A 20,143-nucleotide genomic window follows, 5' to 3' on the forward strand; every position below is an offset into this window, starting at 1 on the left:
TTACGAACTCAATCTCCATTGCTGGCCATGGCCAACGGCCGGATGTTCTGGTTGTGACGGAACAGATTGTCCGGATCCCATCTCGCCTTCAGCGTAGCCAAGCGAACATACTTGGCTTCCCCGTATGCGGCTCGCACCCGTACGTCGTCGGAGGCCAACTCGTCGGCCGTCAGGAAGTTGACGTAGCCACCACCGAGCGAAAATGGCGTAATGGATGAGAAGGCTTGCCGCGCCCAAGCGACGTGCGATTCGTCGGGCGTGTGCTCCCAGGATGCCGCGATATTGATCAGGTAACTCGCGTTGCGGTGACTCACAGCGCTCTCCTCCTCAGCGATGCGCCCCATGGCACCGCCAAGCTGCATGACCAGGATCGAGGAGTGCGGTGACGTGAAACTCTCGACCGCTGCCAACAGCACATCCGATAGGGCCGCCGGGAATTCGCCGAAATAATCTGATTTCCAATAGTTCCGGCGGCCTTTCGGCTGAGCGGCATCCAGAAACTTTTGATGATCGCAGAACGGCTTTGGCTCAATGGTATCGACAAGAGGCCGTCGCCAGGCCTTCAGGCGCTGCATAGCCTTCCTTGCGGCTTGGATGTCCCCCACATGGCACGCGGCGATCGCAGCAATTGGCCGACCATGTACCTCGGCCGGAAGGAACGGTACGGAGGGTGCTCTGCGGAGTATAAGGAGGTAGGTCAACTCGTCCGGTGCCATCTCGCACACCTCACGATAAAGATCGATGGCCTCCTGCGCTCGGGCAAACGAGTGCACGACCATCCCCGCCATGACCTGAGGGCCAAGCGCATGCGCCTCGTATTCGAACGATGTCACAATGCCGAAATTGCCGCCGCCCCCGCGTATCGCCCAGAAGAGATCGGCGTTCTCGTCCCGGCTAGCATGGAGATAATCGCCTGCGGCAGTGACGAGATCGACGGAGACAAGATTGTCGGAACTGTAGCCCCATTTGCGCGTCATCCAACCAAAGCCGCCAGCCAACGTCAGACCGGCGATGCCGGTAGTCGAGACGATACCGCCTGGGACGACGAGTCCGAAGGCCTGGGTTTCGCGATCGAGATCGCCCAGCATCGTTCCGGGCGCGGCACGGACCCGTCTGCGCTGCGGATCGACATGGACGCTACGAAGAGCGGAGAGATCGATTACCAATCCCCCTTCGCAGATCGCGGTGCCGGCAATGTTGTGGCCGCCACCGCGCACGCTCACGCACATCTCCTTGTCGCGGGCGAAGTCCACGCAGTCCTTGACGTCAGCCGCACCGGCGCAACAGGCAATTGCTGCCGGGTACCGATCGATCATCCCGTTCCAGATTCGCCGTGCCGTATCATAGTCAGGCTGCCCTGGCAGCAAGACTGGGCCACAGAAGCGCGTGGCGAAGGCTTCGAGCGCCCGAACGGGGTCGTCCGACAGCTTCATTTCCGATCCGTGAACATGCCCCTGCGGTGAATCTTCGTATGCTGGCCTGACCCGGGCGAGTGGATGCAGGGTGAACCATGCAGGCAAGGCACGCCTTAGGTACGAGGGGCCATCCACCTTCAGCCGGCCTGTCTCGAGGGCAAGACCGAGCGCGAGATCCCCACGCCAGATGTGAATCATGTCCGGCAGGCGCACGGAAAGATAAAGGTCAACCTCGAACCCCAGATCCTTGACGCAGAGATAGGTCTCGCCCTCCTCGTTGATGAACCACCAGCGGCGCTTACTTGATGGCTGATCGATGAAGTCGAGCTGCACCACGGTCCGTCGATCGCCGAAGGCATCGGCCCGGACGGAGCGTTCCATCTCCCAAAGCAGCAGATGAGCGTTGACCTCGCCATCGGCGAGTTGCCGACGGCTCCAGCGCTGCCCCCAGACGCCCAGCGCCGTGACGATCGGCAGAAAGTCCCGACCCGCTTGTGTCAGGTGATACGTCGGGCCGCGGCCGGACTCGTTCGCTCGCCGCTCGATAATGCCTTCCCTTTCGAGCTCTTGTAGGCGCCGGGACAGCATCGAGCGCGACATCAGCGGAATACCGCGATGCAGCTCCGAGAACCGCGTCACACCCCCGCCGAGGTCGCGGAGTATGAGTGCGGTCCACCGTTCACAGAAGACCTCCGCCGCCTTGGCGACCGGGCAAAACTGGCCGTAGCCCTTCATGATCGGTGATCTCCCCATGGGGACGGTAACCGGCATCATTGGGAAGGCATAAGTCCAATTTTAGAACTTTTCAGTGACCTCACCGAGGTCAACACTGTGAATGAAGGTAGTTGCCGCTTGGGCGCTCACTGCCATGCACATACGCTCTGGTGGGTGGTCATTAACGAGCCAATCGCATGCCACCGGAAGGCGCCGAGACTACATTGCCCCAACCAGAAACCCATCAGGCTCACCGGCCAAGAGGAAAGGTACCATGACAACGATCGAAGAAGGCGTGGCCCGGCACTGGAGTCACGGTTCACTGGAGCGCACTATCCTCGACGGATTGGCCGCCATGGGACGCGACCTGGACAAAGTGCAGATCGAGGACTTGGCTGCCGTCGATGAGTTCCACATGGGTGGCCATGAGGCCACTGTACACCTCGCCACGCAGATGGGACTCGGGCCGGGCATGTCGCTCGTTGAAATCGGCAGCGGGATCGGCGGGCCGGCACGGTTCTTCGCCCAACAGTACGACTGCACGGTTTCGGGAATCGACCTGACGCCCGAGTACGTCGCCGTCGCCGAGACGCTGACCCGGATGGTGGGTCTGACAGAGCGTGTCACATTTCGTGTAGGCAGCGCGACAGATCTGCCGTTCGCCGATGTGAGCTTCGACGCAGCTACGCTGCTGCACGTCGGGATGAACGTGCCGGACAAGGACCGGCTCTTCACCGAAGCGGCACGGGTGGTCAAGCAGGACGGCGTGTTCGGCGTCTACGAGGTCATGCGTACCGGGGAGAGCGACCTGTCGTTTCCGGTTGCCTGGGCCGATACCCCGGAGATGTCGTTCCTCGCGGACCCGACGACCTACCGCCGGGCCCTGGAGACAGCCGGCTTCGAAGTGACGACCGAAGAAGACCGACGCGGCCCCGCTCTCGAGTTCTTCCATCGCATCAACACGCGCATTGCGGAAAGCGGACCTCCTCCACTCGGGCTCCACATTCATCTGGGACCGCAAGCTCCACGGAAGATAGCGAACATGATTGCGAACCTGGAGCGGGGAATCATTGCGCCGATCCAGATGATCTGCCGTCGCCGCTGATGCTGAGGTAACCCCTGCCATCACGCCAGGAATCCGGTTCGAAGCGAGGTCAACGCGATGGGATCGCATCGCTTGCTTATTTTCATTCCTTTGTACGCCACGCTCATCGTGGGCAGCCTGCTGTCGGGACGGCAGTTCATGGAATTGACGTATTTCCTTGTCCATCCCGGCAACGAGGTATACCTGCAGCGAACGATCCTGGCCGCTGTCGTGGTGTACATACTGGCGGCGGTAGTTCCTTTTGTGCCGGCCGCCGAGATTGGATGGGCACTGATGCTGATGCTGGGCCCCGAGATCGCCATTCTGATCTACTTGGGTACGGTTCTTGCGTTGACTCTCGCGTACATTATCGGACGTGCCATTCCGGTAGCCGCCTGTGCCGCCGCCTTCGAGTTCTTCGGGTTCAAGAAAGCCCGGAACCTGGTACTGAAGATGGCTACGCTCGATACGAACGAACGCCTGATGCTGCTCCTGGAGCATGCACCGCGGCGCTTCGTTCCGGGGCTCCTTCGGCATCGCTATCTGACACTGATGGTGGCACTCAACATTCCCGGTAACACGCTGATGGGGGGTGGGGGTGGAATCGCGCTATCGGCTGGCATGAGCGGGCTCTATACGTTGCCGGCCTATCTGGCAACGGTATCTATCGCGGTGGCTCCCATCCCGTTTCTCATCATTCTCGTGAAGTTGATGTAGCCGTGGAGGCCTTCTCTCCCTCATGTTCCTCCAGGCACCACCAACTGGGTAACAGGGCCTTTACCTCCGACCTGGTGAAACGATCGTCCATCAGCACCACCACACCGCGATCCTCGGGGCCGCGAATCACCCGGCCGGCGGCCTGCACCACCTTGGTGAGCCCAGGATAGTGGTAGGTGTAGTCGTAACCGCGGCCGAAACGGGCCTGCATGCGTGCCTTGAGCTGCTCGTTGACCGCATTGAAGGGCGGCATGCCCAGGGTGGCAATGAAGGCACCGATCAGCCGCTCACCGGGTAGATCGATACCCTCGGCGAAGGCACCGCCCAGCACCGCGAAACCGATGCCCCGCCCGCCCGGCACGAACGCGTCGATAAAGGCCTGGCGCTCGTCTTCACGCATGCCGCGTGTCTGCGCCCAGGCCACGATATCGGAATACTCGGCCCGAAAGCGTCCGAGTACTGCCTCCAGATAGGCGAAGCTACTGAAGAAGGCCAGATAGTTGCCCGGCGTGCGGCGATATTGCTCGGCCAGGGTGGCGACGATGGGACCGACCGACGTTTCGCGGTGTCGGAAACGGGTGGAGATCGCTCGCTGGGTTCTGACGTCGAGCTGGTGGCTGGCGAATGGGGAGTCGACCTCAATCCAAGGGGCGTCCACCGGCAGCCCCAGCAAGTCGCGATAGTAATGGGCCGGGCTCAGGGTGGCGGAAAACAGCACCGTGGCCTGGCTGGCGGCCAGCCTCGGGGCCAGGAAATCCGCCGGAATGACGTTGCGCAGGGTAAGTACCGCGCGCCCGCGACCATGCCGAGCGACGTCGAACAGCGAGTGCTCACCGAAACGCTCCGCCAGGCGACATAGGTGCAGGGCCTCGAACAGGAACGCCTGCAGCTCCGCCAGCTCACCGGTAGGATGCTCGCCCAGGTAATCGGTGATCGCCGAGCTGGCCTGCTGCAAGGCGTTGAGCATGCGCCGTGGCGGTTCATCCAGGACGCGGTATGCCGGAGATTTTCGCGATCCCGACTCACCGGGATCGACATCTCCGAGCAACTCACGCCACCGCCTTGCCACCCGACCCAAGGGCTTGCCCAATGCTGGCGGGGCCTGACGGTGCAGCGTATTGGTGCGTTGCTGATCAAGGCTTGCGCTATACATGCCCCGTGCACGCTCCACCAAATCGTGGGCCTCGTCCACCAGTACCGCGACCCGCCAGGCGTTGGCCTGTGTCAGGGCGAAAAGCATGGCACTGACATCGAAGTAGTGATTGACATCGCCCACCACCAGGTCGCACCAGCGTGCCAGTTCCTGGCCCAGATAATAGGGGCAGATATCATGTTCGAGCGCCACTTCACGCAATGCCATCCGATCGAGAAGTCCGCCCCTGTCGACGGCCGCCTGGCGCGCCATCGGCAGCCGGTCGTAGAAGCCGCTGGCCAACGGGCAGGCTTCACCATGGCAGGCCTTGTCCGGGTGCTCACAAGCCTTGTCGCGGGCAAGGAGTTCCAGCACCCGCAACGGCAGTGCCCCCTTCTCGCCCTCACGGGCCACGCCCAAGGTCGTCAGCGCTTCCAGCGCCAGACGCCGTCCCGGCGTTTTCATGGTCAGAAAGAACCCGCGATCGAGCTGCTGGCGCGGCATGGCAGTCAACATGGGGAACAGCGTGCCCAGCGTCTTGCCGATTCCGGTGGGGGCCTGGACCATCAGGTGGCGCCCGGTGCTGGCCGCCTTGTAGACCGCTTCGGCCAGCGGTCGCTGTCCATAACGAAACTCTGGATGGGGAAATCGCAACTCGCGCAGGGCGCTATCACGCTGCTGGCGGTGCGAGGCTTCCTGCTCCGCCCAGGCCAGAAAACGCTGGCACTGCTCGATGAAGAAGGCCTGCAGTTCCTCTGCCGTGACTTGCTCGGTGAGCCGCGTCTCGCGACCGGTGGCGATATCCAGATAGACCAGCGCCAGAGTTACTTCTGACAGTTCGCGTTCCCGACACAGCAATGCCCCGTAGACCTTGACCTGTGCCCAATGTAGCGCACGCTGATTGCCACCCATGCGCTCCAGGCTGCCACGATAGGTCTTAACCTCCTCCAGGCAGTTGGTTGCGGGGTCGTAGCCGTCGGCGCGGCCGCCGACGCTCAGTGGACCGTATTCGCCGGACAGCGGCACCTCGGATTGGTAGTCGTCACCACGTCGTTCGGCGACCAGGGCATGACCGGCAATGCCCTCCCGGGCCGTGGGCGAGGGCGTGAAGCGATGATCCAGATCACCGGTTCGGGCGGTGAATTCGCACAGGCTCCTGACCGCCACGTGATATGACAAGGGCTCGTCATGAGCGCTCATGACGCGGCATCCCGCCAGGTGACATGACAGACCGCCACCGGCATGGCGTGCTCCTGGAAGAAGGTCAGCCAGCGACATTGGTTGTCCTGCAGGCGATCTCCCGGGCCCTTGACTTCAATTAGCCGGTAGCGCCTTTCGTCCGGCCATAGCTGGACCAAGTCGGGCAGCCCGGCGCGATTGCCCTTGAGGTCGCGCAGCAGGCGTTCGAAGAGCTTCCTCAAATGGACTGCGGGCAGGCAGACCAGAGCCTGCTCCAGCAGCATCTCGTCGAGCACGCCCCAATGAACGAAAGGCGACGCCACACCATGCTTGGCATGCCAGGTCTCATGGATGGTGCGGCGATAGCGGTCGTCGTCCAGTTCCGCCAGGCAGGCCGCGAAGCGCTCACGACGCCGCGCCACGAAGTCCTCACGGTCGAGATCCGCCGGGCCAGTATGGAATGGATGGAAGAAGGCCCCCGGCAGCGGCGCGAAAATCGCTTCCCAGCACAGCAGGCCAAACAGACCACCAATCAAGGTGTTCTCCACATAACGAACCGGCGCGCGTTCGCTGCTCAGATGCTCACACACGGCGGCTTCCACCCCACCCATCACCGGCTGCGACAGACACAAATCCAGACGCTCGATGCTTGCCGGAACGGTCTTGGGTGGTGGTGGCAGCCCCAGGCGACGCCGCACACGCGGCAACAGTCGCGCCAGCGCCTGGCGTTCGGCCTCGCTACCCGGCGCCTGCATGGCGCACTCAGCAAGCCGGTGAGCAGCCTCGAACTCGCCGCGACGCTCGAGCAGGCGCAAGTGACGCACCCGAGCCTCGGGATGACCACAATCAGGATAAATCGCCAACGCCGTGGCCATGTCGTCACGTCGTTCGGCTTCACGGGCCAGTTGGAACAGCAACCTGGCGCGGCGCGCTTCCAACCAAGGGTTGGCAGGAACCGCTGGCACCTCGCTGCACAGCACCCGCGGTAATTCGCCCTCTTCCAGCCGCTCGCGTAGCCGATGCAGATTCAGGTAGGCATCCACCTCCTCACGAGTCTGGAAGGCCCGCGACTCACGGGAGAACTCGACCGCCTCGAAACGCTGCAAACCAAGCTCGGCGAGCACGAACTCGGCCCAATCCTGGCGCAAGTTGCCGAAGAACATCAGGCGTAGCCGCTCGCAGGTTTCCATTACGTTCAATTCGACCACCCGATCCGGCGCCTGTGGCCACCAGGCGGTAAGCGGGCGCGGCTCGAGCCGGCACGACACCAAAGCTTCGCGCAGTACCGCCTTGCCGCTGCCAGCGGTGAGCCCGGCCATAGCGATATCGTGCTTCAGAGCCTCGACGATCTCGGCCTTGGTCAGCAGCGTGAAGAGGCTTTCGAGATCGACCACGGGATCGATCTCGACCCAAGAGCCTTCGATCAGCGGCAGCAACGCGGCCTCGGTATTGCCGATCTCGGCATAGCGCAACTTGCCGCTGCGAAACCGCTTGCCCTTGCGCATCACCATGCGCACCAGCAGTGCCTGGGAAGGCTTTGGCAAGGCATTGAACGTCTCGATGAACGTCAGTTCCGACTCGCCCAGCAGATCGTCGTAGCGTTCAGCGACCCACGCCAGTACGAAGCGGAAGTTCGCCAGATAGTAGAAGGGATCGTCGAGGGAGGCCGTTACCGGCCTGGCATGGGAGGTACTGTTCATTTATCCATGGTAGCAAGGCATCCACCAAGCCGACCAGCCGTCATTCATCATCCGACACGGGCTCAGGCCGGGCAGCATCAGCAGGGTCGGGGGCATCAGTCAAGAACGCCTCTCGTCCATGGCATCCGCGACATGGGCATGCCGCTGTACCGGCCGAAGTGTGTCGAACGTGGCATCTCGCCGGGCGTGACGCTCCATCGCGGTGTTGAGCTCCGCGCCCAGCAGGACCATGAAGGCGGACAACCAGAACCACAGCAACAGTACCACCACAGCCCCCAGGGAGCCGTAGATCTCACTCAGATTCGAGAAGTAGCGCACATACAGCGACAGGCCAAGAGAGCCAAGCAACCACAGAAAGGTGGCAGTGACGGTGCCGACACTGATCCACTCCCAATGGGGAGAGGCACGATAGGGGCCATAACGATAGAGAACCGCGATGGCGAACATCATCACCAGCACCAGAATCGGCCAGCGCAACAGGCCGATCACCCGTAACGGGGTGCTGTCGATCCCCAACATGCCGATGGCCAGGGGAAACAGCGTGATGAACGGAATGGTGACCAGGGTCAGCACAATCATGCCCAACGTCAGCAGAGAAACGGTCAGCGCCCTGCTGAGGAAACCGCGGCGCTCCTGTTCGCCATAGACGACGTTCAACCCCACGATCACTCCCCTGATGCCCTTGGAGGCGATGTACATCGCCACCAGTAGGCTGGCAATGGCCGTCACGCTGAGGCCCGCTCGGGTGTTGGAGCTGATCTCGTTGGCCTGTTGCTCGATGATGTAAGCGGCGCCCGGTGGAATGAAACGGCTCAATTCGCTGATCTGGCGGGCCATATCCAGCGGGTCGAGTACCAGCGCCCATAGCGAGATGACCGCCGCAATGGCGGGAAACACGGCCAGAAAGGCGTAGAACGCCGCACCGGCCGCAAGCATGGTGATGTTGTCATCGGCCATCTCCCGCTTCACGCGCCACAGGATATCCAACCAGCCCATGCGCGAAATTTCGCTCGGCCGCACGACTTGGCGGCTGCGGAATATGTTTCGCATGTTTAACCACTTTGTCCGGTTGCGTAACCGACAGTTTTACTCCCGCGCGGGCGAACGCAGCACCATTTCACTGCCACGGATCTCGATGTCGAAGCGGTTGAGGAAGCTCATGCCCAGCAAGGCGGTGTCGCCACCCATGCCGGGGTTGATCGAGCCACGCACCTTGTGGGTCGAGAGCCCACCAAGGCTGACTTGGTCGATCTCGGTCAGATAGCCCTGCACGCGGCCGTTGGCGGTATGGAAAAAGGCCGGCCTGCCGCGCTCCAGCCCTAGCCTGTCGGCGAGATTGGCGGGTACGGCAAGATAAGTGGCCCCGGTATCGAGCAGGAATTCCACCGGCTCGCCATTGATGCGCCCAGTGGCCATGAAGTGTCCGGAGGCATTGCGCTTCAGGATGACATCCTCGCCCTCGCCTGTAATCGCATGCACCAGATGGGCATTAGGGTTGCGGCGCTGCTCGAGATAGCCATGGAACCACCAGGCGCCGAGTGCCAGGATCAACAGCCAGAACAGCAACATCATGCCCAGGCCAATGCGCCGTACCCCTTTCGCATCCTCATCCATCACGCTTCTTCACCCCCAGATTCCCGAATCGCTATCCGCTCCTCGCATCAGGAGACGGAAACGGCACACCGTTTCGGGAGAATAGCGCATGCAAGGGCGGCGTACTCGACTTTGGTCATGTCAGACACAGACCTAGGGTCTGTACGAAAACTGTCTGTGCTCGGTGATGCTGCGTTGAAATTGGTCTCAAAATGCTCATTTACACCCCCGTAAACTCCGCCTTTTCGACCAATTTCGCCTTGCCTGACCATCGCTCGCCGACTTTTCGTACAAGACCTAGATTCAGTTCATCGAGTTCCGGAGCGCTTCCCACTCCTCGGCCGCGCGTTGTCCACGCGCCTGGTTGACGACCAGACAAATCAGGATGGCGATGATGAACAACGCCGCGCACAGCAGGATCGAGGCCTGCAGGCCGACCACCGACTGCAACAGGCCCAGACCGATAATGCCACCGACTCCGGCCAACTTGTTGGCAAGGCCCCAGAAACCGAAGAATTCCGCCGATTTCTCCAGTGGCGAGAACAGCCCTACCAGCGTGCGGCTGGCGGACTGGCTGGAACCCAGACTGAGCCCAGCCAGGCACCCTACCACCAGGAACAGGTGCTGCGCTTCCCAGTCGAGGCCCAGATGGATGTTGAGAAATGCCGTGACCTCCGGGGTGGCCCAAATGGCGATGATCGCCGCCACCCACAGCAAAAGAGTACCGATATAGGTGACCTTGGCGCCGATGCGGTCCTGAATGAAACCGAAGCCCAAGGCACCGGCGGCGGCGGTAATCTGCACGATGATGAACATGATGTTGCGGATGTTCTCGTCCCAGCCGATCACTTGGGCGCCGTAGATGAAAGCGAAGGCGATGATGATGTAGATGCCGGCCATGGAGAACAGCAGCGAAACCAGGAAGATTCCCAGGTCGCGAAAGTGTCTCAATTCGTGCAGGGTGGTGGCGACTCGGTCGCGAGCGATGCTCACGTAATTGTGGCCAGGCGGCAGGGGATGCGGCATGCCGCGCTCCTTTAGCCACAGGAAGGTCGGAATAGCAGTGATCAGAAAGAAACCACCGGCGAAGGGCCCGACCCAGCGAATGCGCTCGAAGTTCTCCGCTGTGGCCTCACCCAGTGCCACCAGGGTGAACCCCGCGGCGAACAGTCCACCGACATAGCCCAACGCCCAGCCAAAGCCGGAGATCTTGCCCAGGTCCCGGGGCGGCCCCAGGTCGGGGAGAAAAGCAGCGATGAACGACTCGCCCATCGAGTAGGCATAATTGGAAACCACGATCAGCACCAGGCCCAGCACCACGTAGCCCGGCGCCACGAAATACAGCATCGCGGTGGTGGCGACGGTGGCCAGGTAACTGACGAACAGGAAGCGCTTCTTGGCCGCCGAGAAGTCCATCATCGCGCCGCAGATAGGACCGGTAACCACCACCAGCAGGTAGCTCACCGCCAGTGCCAGGCTCCATAGCAAATTGGCCAGCCGATAGTTGTCGCCACGGTCACCGACGATCACGGTGGTGAATAGTTCGCCGAACACCACGGTGATGATCAGCAGCGTATAGGCCTGGTTGGCAAAGTCGAACATCGCCCAGCCGAAGATTTCCTTCCTCGACGCGCGTTGCCGAGAAACGCGCTCGGCGGGAACGGAGATGGTGCTCATTAATGGCATTCCTTGCAGGGAGGCAAGGCGATACGAAGTCCGCATCGCCCAGACGCTCGTTTACGCTGGGTCGGGAGGGCCTTTCAGCTCCACGGTGTTGCCTTCCGGGTCGGTAAGATACAGCGACGGCCCGCTACCCTCCGCTCCATAGCGTGTGGCCACCTCGCCCACGGCGACGCCCAGCGGCTCGAGATACGCGCGAATGACGTCTTCGTCGAAAGGCTCGATGCGCAGACAGAAATGCTCCAGGTTGCGGCCTTCGCTTCCCGGCGCCGCCCCGCCCTTGCGGCCCAGCTTGCCCTCCACCGGTACCAGGTCGATCAGGGAGTTTCCCGCACGCAACTGGATCAGGCCGAGCTCGTCGTTGCGCCGCTCGACGCTACAGCCCAGCGCTTCGCAGTAGAAACGCAGCATGGCATCGAGATCCTTGACTCGCAGCACCAGGTGATCGAGCCCGCAAATCATGATCATGACGTCGGGTCCTGGGTTCGGTTGCCGCGCTCGAGCCGTGTGATCGCTTCACCACCCTGGCGCGACAGGGCTTCGAGCCGGTCGATCTGCTCATCGAGCTTGGGCAGCGCTTCCTGGCGATAACGCGACAGATCGTCGATGGCGCCCATCACATCGCCAAAAGCGTCTTCCAGGGCCTGCATGTCGAGCATCGCCGAGGATGCGCGGGTCTGGATGTCCACCCCCTGACTGCGCAGTGCCTTGGCGGTACCGGAGATCATATCCGAGGTGGTGGCATTGAGCGATTCGACCTTGTCGAGCACCAGACGTTGGTTGGCCAGGGCCATCGCCACGGTGACCGCGACTGTCAACGCCGAAACGGTGACATGGATAGCGCGATCCACTCCCCGCATCAGCTCGCGGTTGTTGCGGATGATCACCTCCAGGGCCAGCACGCCCTGCTGGCTGACCGCCAGTTGCTGCTGCAAGTCGACGATGCGCTGGCGCAAGGGGAACAGCAGTTCTTCTTCAATGAAGGTGCGCTGGGAATCGTCGCTGTCGCGTTCGGCGGCGGCCTTGCTCAGCCGGCGATCAACCAGTCGCCCCAAGTCGATCTGGCGACGCAACTGCCCCAGGATCTCGCGCAACGCCTCTTGATCATCGGAGAGGGTCAGGTTGTCGCGATGCAGCATGTCGCGGCCACTTTCCAGGTCGGCGATGATCGCGTCCAATGCCTCCTGGGCATTCTCGAACTTGCGAAAATAGCGCTGCACGCGATTGCCGACCCCGGGAATCAGCGCCATGGCACGATCGAGAGCGTCTCGCGACAGGTTGTGACGTTGCGGATCGAGCGACTGCATCCGCTCACGCAGGTTGACCAACGCCTGGGCCACTGGGCCGCCTTCGTCACCTTCATGTGCCAGCTTGCGCAGCGGTGTCTGCAGCATGGCGCTGTGATGGGCGGCCTGACGTTGAATCTCGATGCCCATCTCGTCCACCGCGCGACGTTGCTGTTCGGCTGACGATTCGGATTCCGCCAACACCTGCTCGACGAAGGCGTCGGCCATGCTCACCAATTCCGGGTCGTGCTCGAGTTCGACATCATCCGGCTCGCGCTCGGCAGGAATCTCCTCGGCCAGACGGCCGGCGATCTCTTCCACCGGCGGCAGGGACAGACGCCCACTGCTGTCGCTGTCACGCTTGTCGTTCATAGGCTTCTCCCCTTCAAGCACTTATGGACAGGGTGGCACACTCGCCCGATTTTGGTAACGCCCCAGTCCCTCAGCCACCGCTGCGCCCGTACCGCTCGGCGCGATCGATGAAACGACGCAGATCGGCCAGCGCCTGGTCGGCAGCCACCGACGCCTGCGGACGGCCGGTCTCGATGCGCGCCATGGCCACGGCGGTATCGTCCAGGGCGGTCAGTGCCGACTCGTTGCGCGCGGAGAGATCGCGCAGGTGGCGTTCGGTCTCCTCGACCAGTTCCAGGCGGCGCTTGAGCGCCACGCGCTCGGCCACGCTGAGCCGCTTGCCCTCACGCTCCAGACGACGCTGCACGAAGGTACTGTCGACACCGGCCACGCCACGCGCCTGGGAGGCCATTGCAGTCAGATTGTCCACCGCGCCGAGGCACACCTCGGTGATCAGGCCGAGCGAGCGCTGGAAGGCCAGCTCGCCGCGGTCGAACCTGGCGTTCAGTACCTCCAGCACATGCACGTAACGGCTATAGAGACGGTCAGCTTGCGAGGCGAGATCGGGGCGCTTGACCTCCAGCAGCCCTTGCTTGGCCTGGCACAGCGCCAGCACCACATCGTCGGCGTCCACGGGGGGCTTGGCCGGGTCGAGCACGGCCACGCCGCTTTCACGCGCTTCGCGTTCGGCCTCGGCCTGACGCCGCGCCGCCTCGGCCTGGCGCTGGGCCTCGAGCTGTCGCTGACGACGTGCGGCACGCCAGCGGCGCCAGCTACGTTCCAGGGGAATCTCCACGGCGATGGCGCCGAGCCCTGCCAGCCAGCCCCACAGGCTGGGTCCGAAGCCGCCCCACAACGAGGTCAGCCACAACAGGAAGGCAATGAAGGGCACCAGCAGCCAGTAACGCAGCACGACATGCAGACGATTGGGCGCCTCGGTGGGCACCACCAGCGCCGGATTGATCATGCCGGCGAGAAACCACGGCAGACAGGTGAGAAACAGCCCGTAGGCAAACCCTTGAAGGAATCCGAACATAGGTCGCGACGTCCGCCGTCCCCGATGAGAAAGCCTGAGTGTAGAAGAATTCGAACCGCGCCATAAAGACCGCTGGCTCAACGGCAGGTTCTCGATACGACCTTCAGCGACCTGCGATGGCGGGCCTTGCTGAATTTACACCAGATCGCGGGGAATCGTCTCATCCCAGGTCTTGGCGAACACGCGGGTGTCCCCCTCGTAGGCATCCAGGGTAGCGCGCAACCGGAAATTGTCGGCATCGGAGGTCATCAGGGTGCGGGTCAGGGTGCGCACCTGCCAGTCGCCACGCTGAAAGGAACGCTCCCACTCGGTCCAGCCACTGAGGCTGTCGTAGTTGCCATAGGAATAGCTGTATCGCTCGGTGACCCGAGCGGAAATTTCCAGGCCGATATCATCGATTCGATAACGCCCTTCGTCGTTGATCACTTCGAGGGTGGTCTTATCGTTGGCCAGATCGCGTATCACCCGCCAGGTTTCCTGGGTCGGTTGGATCAGCGTCTTGGCCAACGGCGGAGCCCCTTCCGGCTCGCCGAACGCCGGTAGCGCCGTTTCTTCCTCGGGACGGGGAGCGCGCACCGGCAGAATCAGCCGACTCTTGCCGGGACACACCGTCAGCTTGACCGGCCTGGGTGCCGGCCAGGCCAGCGGCCAATAGCTGGTCGACAGTGCCAGGCGAATAGCGTGGCCGGCCGGAAACTGCTGGGCGATATGCTTCAGAAGGACGCACACCCGATACCTTTTGCCCGGTTCCAACGGCTCGGGATGTTCATCGCTGTCGCGATGGGTCAAGTTCAACAAGCCGTAGGAGACCCGAGTGGCCTTGTCGTCCTCGGCGATATCGGAGAGGCGCAGGGCGACCATGGCCACCGGCTGGTCGGCTTCGAGTTCTAGCTCAACTACCGGCTGGCCACAGATCTCCAGCGGCGATTCGAGCCGCGCGGTCTGGAAGATCAGCGCCCCGCCATCCTCATCGCGCTGGTCGTGAGGCAGATCGGGAGGCGCGTTGTAAGAGCACCACTTGCCGGCGTAGAGCCCTACCGAAAGCGGTGAGCGGATATCCAGCGTCGCGGCATCGTCGGCCCCCCGATGCTCAGGCAACAGGTCATGGCCCACGGTCAGCCGAAACGATGCCGGCACGATATTCGGCGACGGCCAGGAGGGTTCGGCCACCCAACGGCCGGGGCGGGTCTCGTAGCGAGCCGAAGGCGGTATGGATTCCTGCATCCATACCCGCAGCATGGGCTCATCCATGATCCCGGTATCCTTGCCCTTGAGCCAATGATCCCACCAGCGCAGCGCATCCTGCAGGAAACCGATCGCCGGCCCCGGCACCCCCAGGTGGGGATACTTGTGCGCCCAAGGCCCCACCAACCCCTTGCGCGGTACCGACAACCCTTCAAGCAACCGGAACACGGCATTGCAGTAGCCGTCGGCCCAGCCACTGATGGCATACACCGGACACTGGATACGCGAGAAATCCTCGCAGACCGAACCATGCTTCCAATAGTCATCGCGGCGCTGGTGTCGCAGCCAAGTGGCCAACCATAGGCCACTGCCATCGAGTCGCTCGTACCACATCTCACGCCAGCGTTCACCTACCAAAGCGGGGTCCGGCGGGCAGGAATTGCCGTCGAACATGGTCGAGGCCCAAGACAGGTTATCGCCCAATAGACAACCGCCCATATGATGGATATCGTCGGCATAGCGGTCGTCGGTGGAACACAACGTGATCACTGCCTTGAGCTGCGGCGGACGTAGCGCTGCAATCTGCAAGCCGTTGAAACCTCCCCAGGAAATTCCCACCATGCCGACATCGCCGGTACACCAGGGCTGCTCGGCCAACCATTCCAGAACGGCCATTCCATCATCCAGCTCCTGCTGCAGGTATTCGTCGGTCAACACGCCATCGGACTCGCCGGTACCGCGGATATCGACCCGCACCCCGGCATAACCATGTCCGGCCCAATAGGGGTGTGTCTGGACGTCGCGCGCGGCAGTCAGGTCACGCTTGCGATAAGGCAGGTATTCGAGAATCGCTGGCACCGGATGACGCTCGGCATCCTGCGGTCGCCAGATCCGCGCCGCCAGTCGTGTGCCATCGACAAGAGAAATCCAGGTTTCCTCTTCGATCACCTGGTGCGGAAAGGTATCGATGACGCGCATGTCCGGGGTCTCCTTTCGCCATCATCACTCACCACCACGACACACGCTCAACCGAGGATGTCGTCGAATTCGAAACGCAGCCTTGCTGCCAGACGTTCGTAGTTGGCCAACAGCTCATCTTCATTCTGGGCGCCCATCCACACATAGGCCAGGGCGAAGCTGTAGCTATCCTGCTCAGGCAAGGTCGACAGCCGTTGTCCTGCGTGGACCTGCAAGGCAATCAGGGTACCGGGAAACTCGGCTTCCAGGGCCGCCAATTCCTCCTCGGTGGGCACACGGGTCACCACCGCATCGGTGAAGAACACCCGATAGAAGAACTTGGCCGCCATCGGGAACTTGCCTTGACGCGACGGCATGTCGGGGCACTTGCCGAGCGCCAGGTCGATGGTGACCTGCTGATGGCTGACACCATCGACCTTCTCGAACAGGTCGCAATGGGATTGAGAGATCCGCGTATTGATCTCCAGCAACCAGATACGATCCTGTACCTCGTCCCAGTAATACTCGATATTGAAGGCCGCGTTATCGTAGCCAATGTGGCCCATCACCGTGCGGGTCAACTCGACCATCTTGTCCTGAACGTAGTCGGGCAGCCCCGAAGGGTAGCGATAGTGGAAGAAGCTCAGTACCTGCGGGTAGCGCAACGAGTCGACGATACCGTAGCTCACTACCTCGCCCTGATACACATAGCCTTCCACCGTGCATTGCCAACCACCGATGATTTCCTCGGCCATGCAGAAATGGCCATCCACAGCAGCGATCTCAGGTGGCAGGCGCGCATGCTCGAGCACCGTATTGAAGGGATCGGCGATCAGGCCGATCTGAGCACGCAATTGCTCGATGGCCAGGTAAAAGGTCTCGGGACTGTCGATGTGAAAGCCCAGCCGTGAGCCCGAGGACTTGATCGGCTTGACGAAGAAGGGGATATACAGCCCGGCCTCGCCGATTCGGGTCAGGGCATCGTCGTCGAATGGGTCGAAGGCTGTGAAGGCCGGAATGAAATCGGCAATCACCTCGCGCTGGACTCGCCGGCTCCAGTACTTGTGCTCGCATTTCAACAGGCTTTCCAGCGAGGTGGTGCGGGTACCGAAGTGCTCACACAGGATCGGCAGCATGGTCGACACCGGAAAGTCCATATAGCCAACGATGGCATCAATGGACCCATCGAACGCCTCTAGCTGTTTCGTGGCCCTATCGATCATGTCGGCAATGGGAAAAACTTCGGTGTCATAGACTTCCTCGGGCTCGATCACACCGTGGAAGCGATACTGTTCGGCACCCCGTAATTGCTGTAAACGATGGCGATTGAAGTCGTTGAGTCCCACTACGAAGATATTCTTACGGTTGTCCATGGCTGTCACCTTTGGGCTGACAACGGGCATCTCCACTTGATACGACTGCTTCTAATACAGCGATCTTCATTGTCAGCAGTGTAGAAAGACCGAAACATTACGGTCATACCACAGCATAGTTCAGGTAAATTCTTGCCCATCCCGCCAGGATCGAGACGATTTCATCGCGTCTTGCTTGAACAGACGCTCCCGATGCGCTAAAAGCTCGTATTCCGGCTTGTGTTTATCAGCCTGCTCAGGGACTTGGACCCGTCCCGCATTCATCGTACCCACCCTCTCGGAACAAGGAAGCTCTCATGTCCACGACCTCCACTTCGCGTGTCCTCCTTCCGCTGGCCACTCTATCGGCTGGCCTGGTGATCGGCTGGTACGCCACCGACCGGATGGGCAATAGCGCCGTGACAGAGCCCCCCGCCGCCGAATCCGAGCCCCTGGCGCTTGGTGACGAGTACCGCGGCGAAATCACCTCGGCGAGCGATCTCAATGCCAATGACGGCAGTCGCTTCGAACGTCTAACTCTGGCTCTCGACGCGGACACCCTGGTCGAGCTGGAGCTCGGCGGCGTGCTCAATGGCACCCTGGCGCTCTATGATGACCAAGGCGGTTTCCTGACGGCTTCGTCGGATATCGGAACGCCGACCCGCCTGCGCCAGCGTATCGAGCAGGCAGGGAAATATGTTGTGGCAGTCAGCGGTCTAGACCGGCATAGCTATGGTCCTTTCCGCATCACCAGCCGGACCCTGGAGACACAGGACTCCGGCCTCCTGACGCTGGACACACCCATCGATGGCTGGTTGCAGGATGGCCTCAACGACTATGAGATCGAGATCCAGGAAGCGGGGCTGTATACCGTTGAAATGCATTCCGACGAGCTCGATTCCTACCTGACACTCAGCGGTGACCATGGCGTGAACCTGACGGATGACGATGGCGCCGGCGACTTGAATGCCCGTATTTCCGGGTTTCTCGAGGCAGGAAGCTATCAGCTCGAAGCGCGCACCGCCCACGGCCAGGAGCAAGGCTATTACACCCTGGAGCTGGGCAGCCGTGACTTGCCTGACGGAATCGAGTTGCAGAACGGCGGTGAACTATCGTTCGACCAACCCGTGCAAGGCTGGTATAGCGGCGAGGGCATCGAATATCGTCTCGATATCGCCGAGAGGGCATTGGTGACCATCGATATGCAATCGTCCGAGTTCGATGCCTATCTGGAAGTCAGCGGCAACGATGTCATGCTCGAGAACGACGATGGCGGCGGAAACTATGATGCGCGCCTCCAGACTGTGCTCTCCCCGGGAACCTACACTGTCAGGGCGAGAAGCTACGACAGTTCGGGCAGTGGCCTATTCACCTTGCAGGCCGGTGTGTCCGATGTCGCCGCCGCCGAGAATGGCGTGATCGAAATCGGCACTACGGTCACCGACGAACTGTACAGCGGCGCCCAGAACTTTTACAGCTTCCAGGTGGAACAGGCCGGTGACTACACCATCGACATGATATCGAGCACCGTGGATCCCTATCTTGAGCTGGAAGGCGATGGGCTGCGTCTCGAGGACGACGATGGAGGCACTGACTACAATGCCCGTATCCAGACCCATCTGACGCCTGGCGAGTACCGAGTGATCGCCCGCTCCTTCGGCGGTTCGGATTCCGGCCCCTACCGCTTGAGCGTCAATGCCGCGAACTGAATGACGTGACTACCACCGAGTTCCTCACCAATCCCGCCAGTCAGGAGTGGCACCGTCGCCTGGCCCGGCTGATCCAGGGCGCGGGCTCGGTCGGTTTTCCCAATGCGCTGGAACAGCTCCTGCGTGAGCTGGTCACCTTCGATTCGATCCTTATCCATACCTATAGGGGGCGGCATCGCCCCCTGCTGATACACGATGACTATCCCCCCTACCGGCGTGAACAGGGCATCGAACGCTATCTGAGCGAAGCCTACCTGCTCGATCCTTTCTTCACAGCCGTGCGCGAGGGCCTGGATCACGGCGCCCACCGCCTACGTGAGCTGGCGCCGGACCGCTTCGAATCCAGCGAGTATTACCATCACTACTACCGAGCCTTGGGCCTGACCGACGAGGTCGGGCTCTTCGCCCGGGTGTCGGACGAGGTGGTGATCGTGGTGTCGCTAGGCTTTCGCGACCAAACGTCGCCCCTCACCCGCCGGTCGCTGCAGGTGCTGCGTCATGTCTCGCCAGTCGTGGAAGCACTGCTGGTGGAGTACTGGAAATGGCAAGGCGAACAGTTCCAGGCCGACCTGGAGGCCCAGGCACCGGTGGAAATTGCCTTCGCAAGCTTCGGGCGCGAATCGCTCACCGAGCGCGAACGGGAAATCGTCCGCCTGCTGCTCGCCGGGCACTCCACCAAGTCGGCAGCGCGCGAGCTCGACATCAGCGACGGCACCGTCAAGGTCCATCGCAAGCACATTTACCAACGCCTCGATGTCTCCAGCCAGGCGCAACTATTCCGCTTGTTTCTTGATCATGTGGCGTTGGTGTCACGGCAGCATCAATAGCAGCACTGACCAGGCCCTGCTCCCGACAAGGGCTCGATATACCAGAGACGATTCATCATGTCAGTGGTGGCACATGGCAAATCACGGGATTGGGTCGATGGCGGATGCAGGTTCTGAGTGCAACACAGTCATTGGATTGATGATGGCCCTTCGTGACACTTCGCCATCAGCTCTTCCATCATTTCGATGGGGCACTTGAAGTCGAAACGTTTGCGCGGCCGGATAT

The 20,143-nt window shown here is 61.7% G+C and carries 15 protein-coding genes; 4 read left to right on the plus strand and 11 right to left on the minus strand.

The genetic code is table 11. The features are described 5' to 3' along the window. Positions 1–8 precede the first annotated feature (8 nt). Positions 9–2,150, minus strand: coding sequence for an FAD-binding protein (locus IE093_RS11430; RefSeq protein ID WP_189469254.1), 2,142 nt, complete (start codon positions 2,148–2,150; stop codon positions 9–11). A 253-nt stretch (positions 2,151–2,403) separates the two neighbouring features. Between IE093_RS11430 and IE093_RS11435 the strand changes: the two genes are divergently transcribed. Continuing rightward, positions 2,404–3,234, plus strand: coding sequence for a class I SAM-dependent methyltransferase (locus IE093_RS11435; protein WP_189469256.1), 831 nt, complete (start codon positions 2,404–2,406; stop codon positions 3,232–3,234). Positions 3,235–3,372: 138 nt separating this feature from the next. Next, complete coding sequence (locus IE093_RS11440) at positions 3,373–3,930, plus strand: hypothetical protein (protein WP_189469258.1); 558 nt, start codon at positions 3,373–3,375, stop codon at positions 3,928–3,930. On the opposite strand, the gene IE093_RS11445 is transcribed toward IE093_RS11440, so the two are convergent. The 10 genes from IE093_RS11445 to IE093_RS11490 form a co-directional block, all read right to left on the minus strand. Then, a complete protein-coding gene (locus tag IE093_RS11445; protein ID WP_189469259.1) occupies positions 3,908–6,262 on the minus strand; it encodes an ATP-dependent DNA helicase in 2,355 nt (784 codons plus the stop codon). The two genes, IE093_RS11440 and IE093_RS11445, sit on opposite strands and share 23 nt — an antisense overlap. Further along, positions 6,259–7,941 (minus strand): VRR-NUC domain-containing protein, encoded by a 1,683-nt coding sequence (locus IE093_RS11450; RefSeq protein WP_189469261.1) that lies wholly within the window; start codon positions 7,939–7,941, stop codon positions 6,259–6,261. Before IE093_RS11450 ends, IE093_RS11445 begins: the two co-directional genes overlap by 4 nt. 99 nt (positions 7,942–8,040) lie before the next feature. Continuing rightward, on the minus strand, positions 8,041–8,991 hold the full coding sequence (locus tag IE093_RS11455; RefSeq protein WP_189469263.1) for a YihY/virulence factor BrkB family protein: 951 nt from the start codon (positions 8,989–8,991) through the stop codon (positions 8,041–8,043). Positions 8,992–9,027: 36 nt separating this feature from the next. Further along, positions 9,028–9,555: a retropepsin-like aspartic protease family protein gene (locus IE093_RS11460; protein WP_189469265.1), complete on the minus strand. Its 528-nt coding sequence runs from the start codon at positions 9,553–9,555 to the stop codon at positions 9,028–9,030. 282 nt (positions 9,556–9,837) lie between these two features. Beyond that, positions 9,838–11,211, minus strand: a complete 1,374-nt coding sequence (locus IE093_RS11465; protein WP_422730976.1) for an MFS transporter — start codon at positions 11,209–11,211, stop codon at positions 9,838–9,840. 60 nt (positions 11,212–11,271) lie between these two features. Next, a complete protein-coding gene (locus tag IE093_RS11470) occupies positions 11,272–11,682 on the minus strand; it encodes a VOC family protein (protein WP_189469268.1) in 411 nt (136 codons plus the stop codon). Next, positions 11,679–12,872: a toxic anion resistance protein gene (locus IE093_RS11475; protein WP_189469271.1), complete on the minus strand. Its 1,194-nt coding sequence runs from the start codon at positions 12,870–12,872 to the stop codon at positions 11,679–11,681. Before IE093_RS11475 ends, IE093_RS11470 begins: the two co-directional genes overlap by 4 nt. A gap of 70 nt (positions 12,873–12,942) precedes the next feature. Further along, positions 12,943–13,887 carry a cobyrinic acid a,c-diamide synthase gene (locus tag IE093_RS11480; RefSeq protein ID WP_189469272.1) on the minus strand — a complete coding sequence of 315 codons (945 nt, stop codon included), beginning with the start codon at positions 13,885–13,887 and terminating at the stop codon, positions 12,943–12,945. A 135-nt stretch (positions 13,888–14,022) separates the two neighbouring features. Further along, positions 14,023–16,050 carry a CocE/NonD family hydrolase gene (locus IE093_RS11485; RefSeq protein WP_189469274.1) on the minus strand — a complete coding sequence of 676 codons (2,028 nt, stop codon included), beginning with the start codon at positions 16,048–16,050 and terminating at the stop codon, positions 14,023–14,025. A gap of 47 nt (positions 16,051–16,097) precedes the next feature. Continuing rightward, the gene (locus IE093_RS11490) at positions 16,098–17,402 is read right to left on the minus strand and encodes an ATP-grasp domain-containing protein (protein WP_189469276.1); all 1,305 of its coding nucleotides are present in this window, start codon (positions 17,400–17,402) and stop codon (positions 16,098–16,100) included. A gap of 296 nt (positions 17,403–17,698) precedes the next feature. Between IE093_RS11490 and IE093_RS11495 the strand changes: the two genes are divergently transcribed. Together IE093_RS11495 and IE093_RS11500 are read left to right on the plus strand one after the other, a co-directional pair. After that, entirely contained in the window at positions 17,699–19,090 is a 1,392-nt protein-coding gene (locus IE093_RS11495) for a hypothetical protein (RefSeq protein WP_189469278.1), read from the plus strand. 5 nt (positions 19,091–19,095) lie between these two features. Next, positions 19,096–19,917, plus strand: a complete 822-nt coding sequence (locus tag IE093_RS11500; protein ID WP_189469279.1) for a helix-turn-helix transcriptional regulator — start codon at positions 19,096–19,098, stop codon at positions 19,915–19,917. Positions 19,918–20,143 lie beyond the last annotated feature (226 nt).

It is taken from the genome of Litchfieldella qijiaojingensis (genome assembly GCF_014651875.1).
In the GTDB taxonomy this organism is placed as follows: domain Bacteria; phylum Pseudomonadota; class Gammaproteobacteria; order Pseudomonadales; family Halomonadaceae; genus Litchfieldella; species Litchfieldella qijiaojingensis.

Bases quoted from the DNA above. Each gene is read 5' to 3' on its own strand.
- IE093_RS11490 (WP_189469276.1), bottom strand. From the start codon at position 17,402: ATGGACAACCGTAAGAATATCTTCGTAGTGGGACTCAACGACTTCAAT.
- IE093_RS11450 (WP_189469261.1), bottom strand. From the start codon at position 7,941: ATGAACAGTACCTCCCATGCCAGGCCGGTAACGGCCTCCCTCGACGAT.
- IE093_RS11480 (WP_189469272.1), bottom strand. From the start codon at position 13,887: ATGTTCGGATTCCTTCAAGGGTTTGCCTACGGGCTGTTTCTCACCTGT.
- IE093_RS11485 (WP_189469274.1), bottom strand. From the start codon at position 16,050: ATGCGCGTCATCGATACCTTTCCGCACCAGGTGATCGAAGAGGAAACC.
- IE093_RS11435 (WP_189469256.1), top strand. From the start codon at position 2,404: ATGACAACGATCGAAGAAGGCGTGGCCCGGCACTGGAGTCACGGTTCA.
- IE093_RS11455 (WP_189469263.1), bottom strand. From the start codon at position 8,991: ATGCGAAACATATTCCGCAGCCGCCAAGTCGTGCGGCCGAGCGAAATT.
- IE093_RS11465 (WP_422730976.1), bottom strand. From the start codon at position 11,211: ATGAGCACCATCTCCGTTCCCGCCGAGCGCGTTTCTCGGCAACGCGCG.
- IE093_RS11430 (WP_189469254.1), bottom strand. From the start codon at position 2,150: ATGAAGGGCTACGGCCAGTTTTGCCCGGTCGCCAAGGCGGCGGAGGTC.
- IE093_RS11440 (WP_189469258.1), top strand. From the start codon at position 3,373: ATGGAATTGACGTATTTCCTTGTCCATCCCGGCAACGAGGTATACCTG.
- IE093_RS11495 (WP_189469278.1), top strand. From the start codon at position 17,699: ATGTCCACGACCTCCACTTCGCGTGTCCTCCTTCCGCTGGCCACTCTA.
- IE093_RS11470 (WP_189469268.1), bottom strand. From the start codon at position 11,682: ATGATCATGATTTGCGGGCTCGATCACCTGGTGCTGCGAGTCAAGGAT.
- IE093_RS11475 (WP_189469271.1), bottom strand. From the start codon at position 12,872: ATGAACGACAAGCGTGACAGCGACAGCAGTGGGCGTCTGTCCCTGCCG.
- IE093_RS11445 (WP_189469259.1), bottom strand. From the start codon at position 6,262: ATGAGCGCTCATGACGAGCCCTTGTCATATCACGTGGCGGTCAGGAGC.
- IE093_RS11460 (WP_189469265.1), bottom strand. From the start codon at position 9,555: ATGGATGAGGATGCGAAAGGGGTACGGCGCATTGGCCTGGGCATGATG.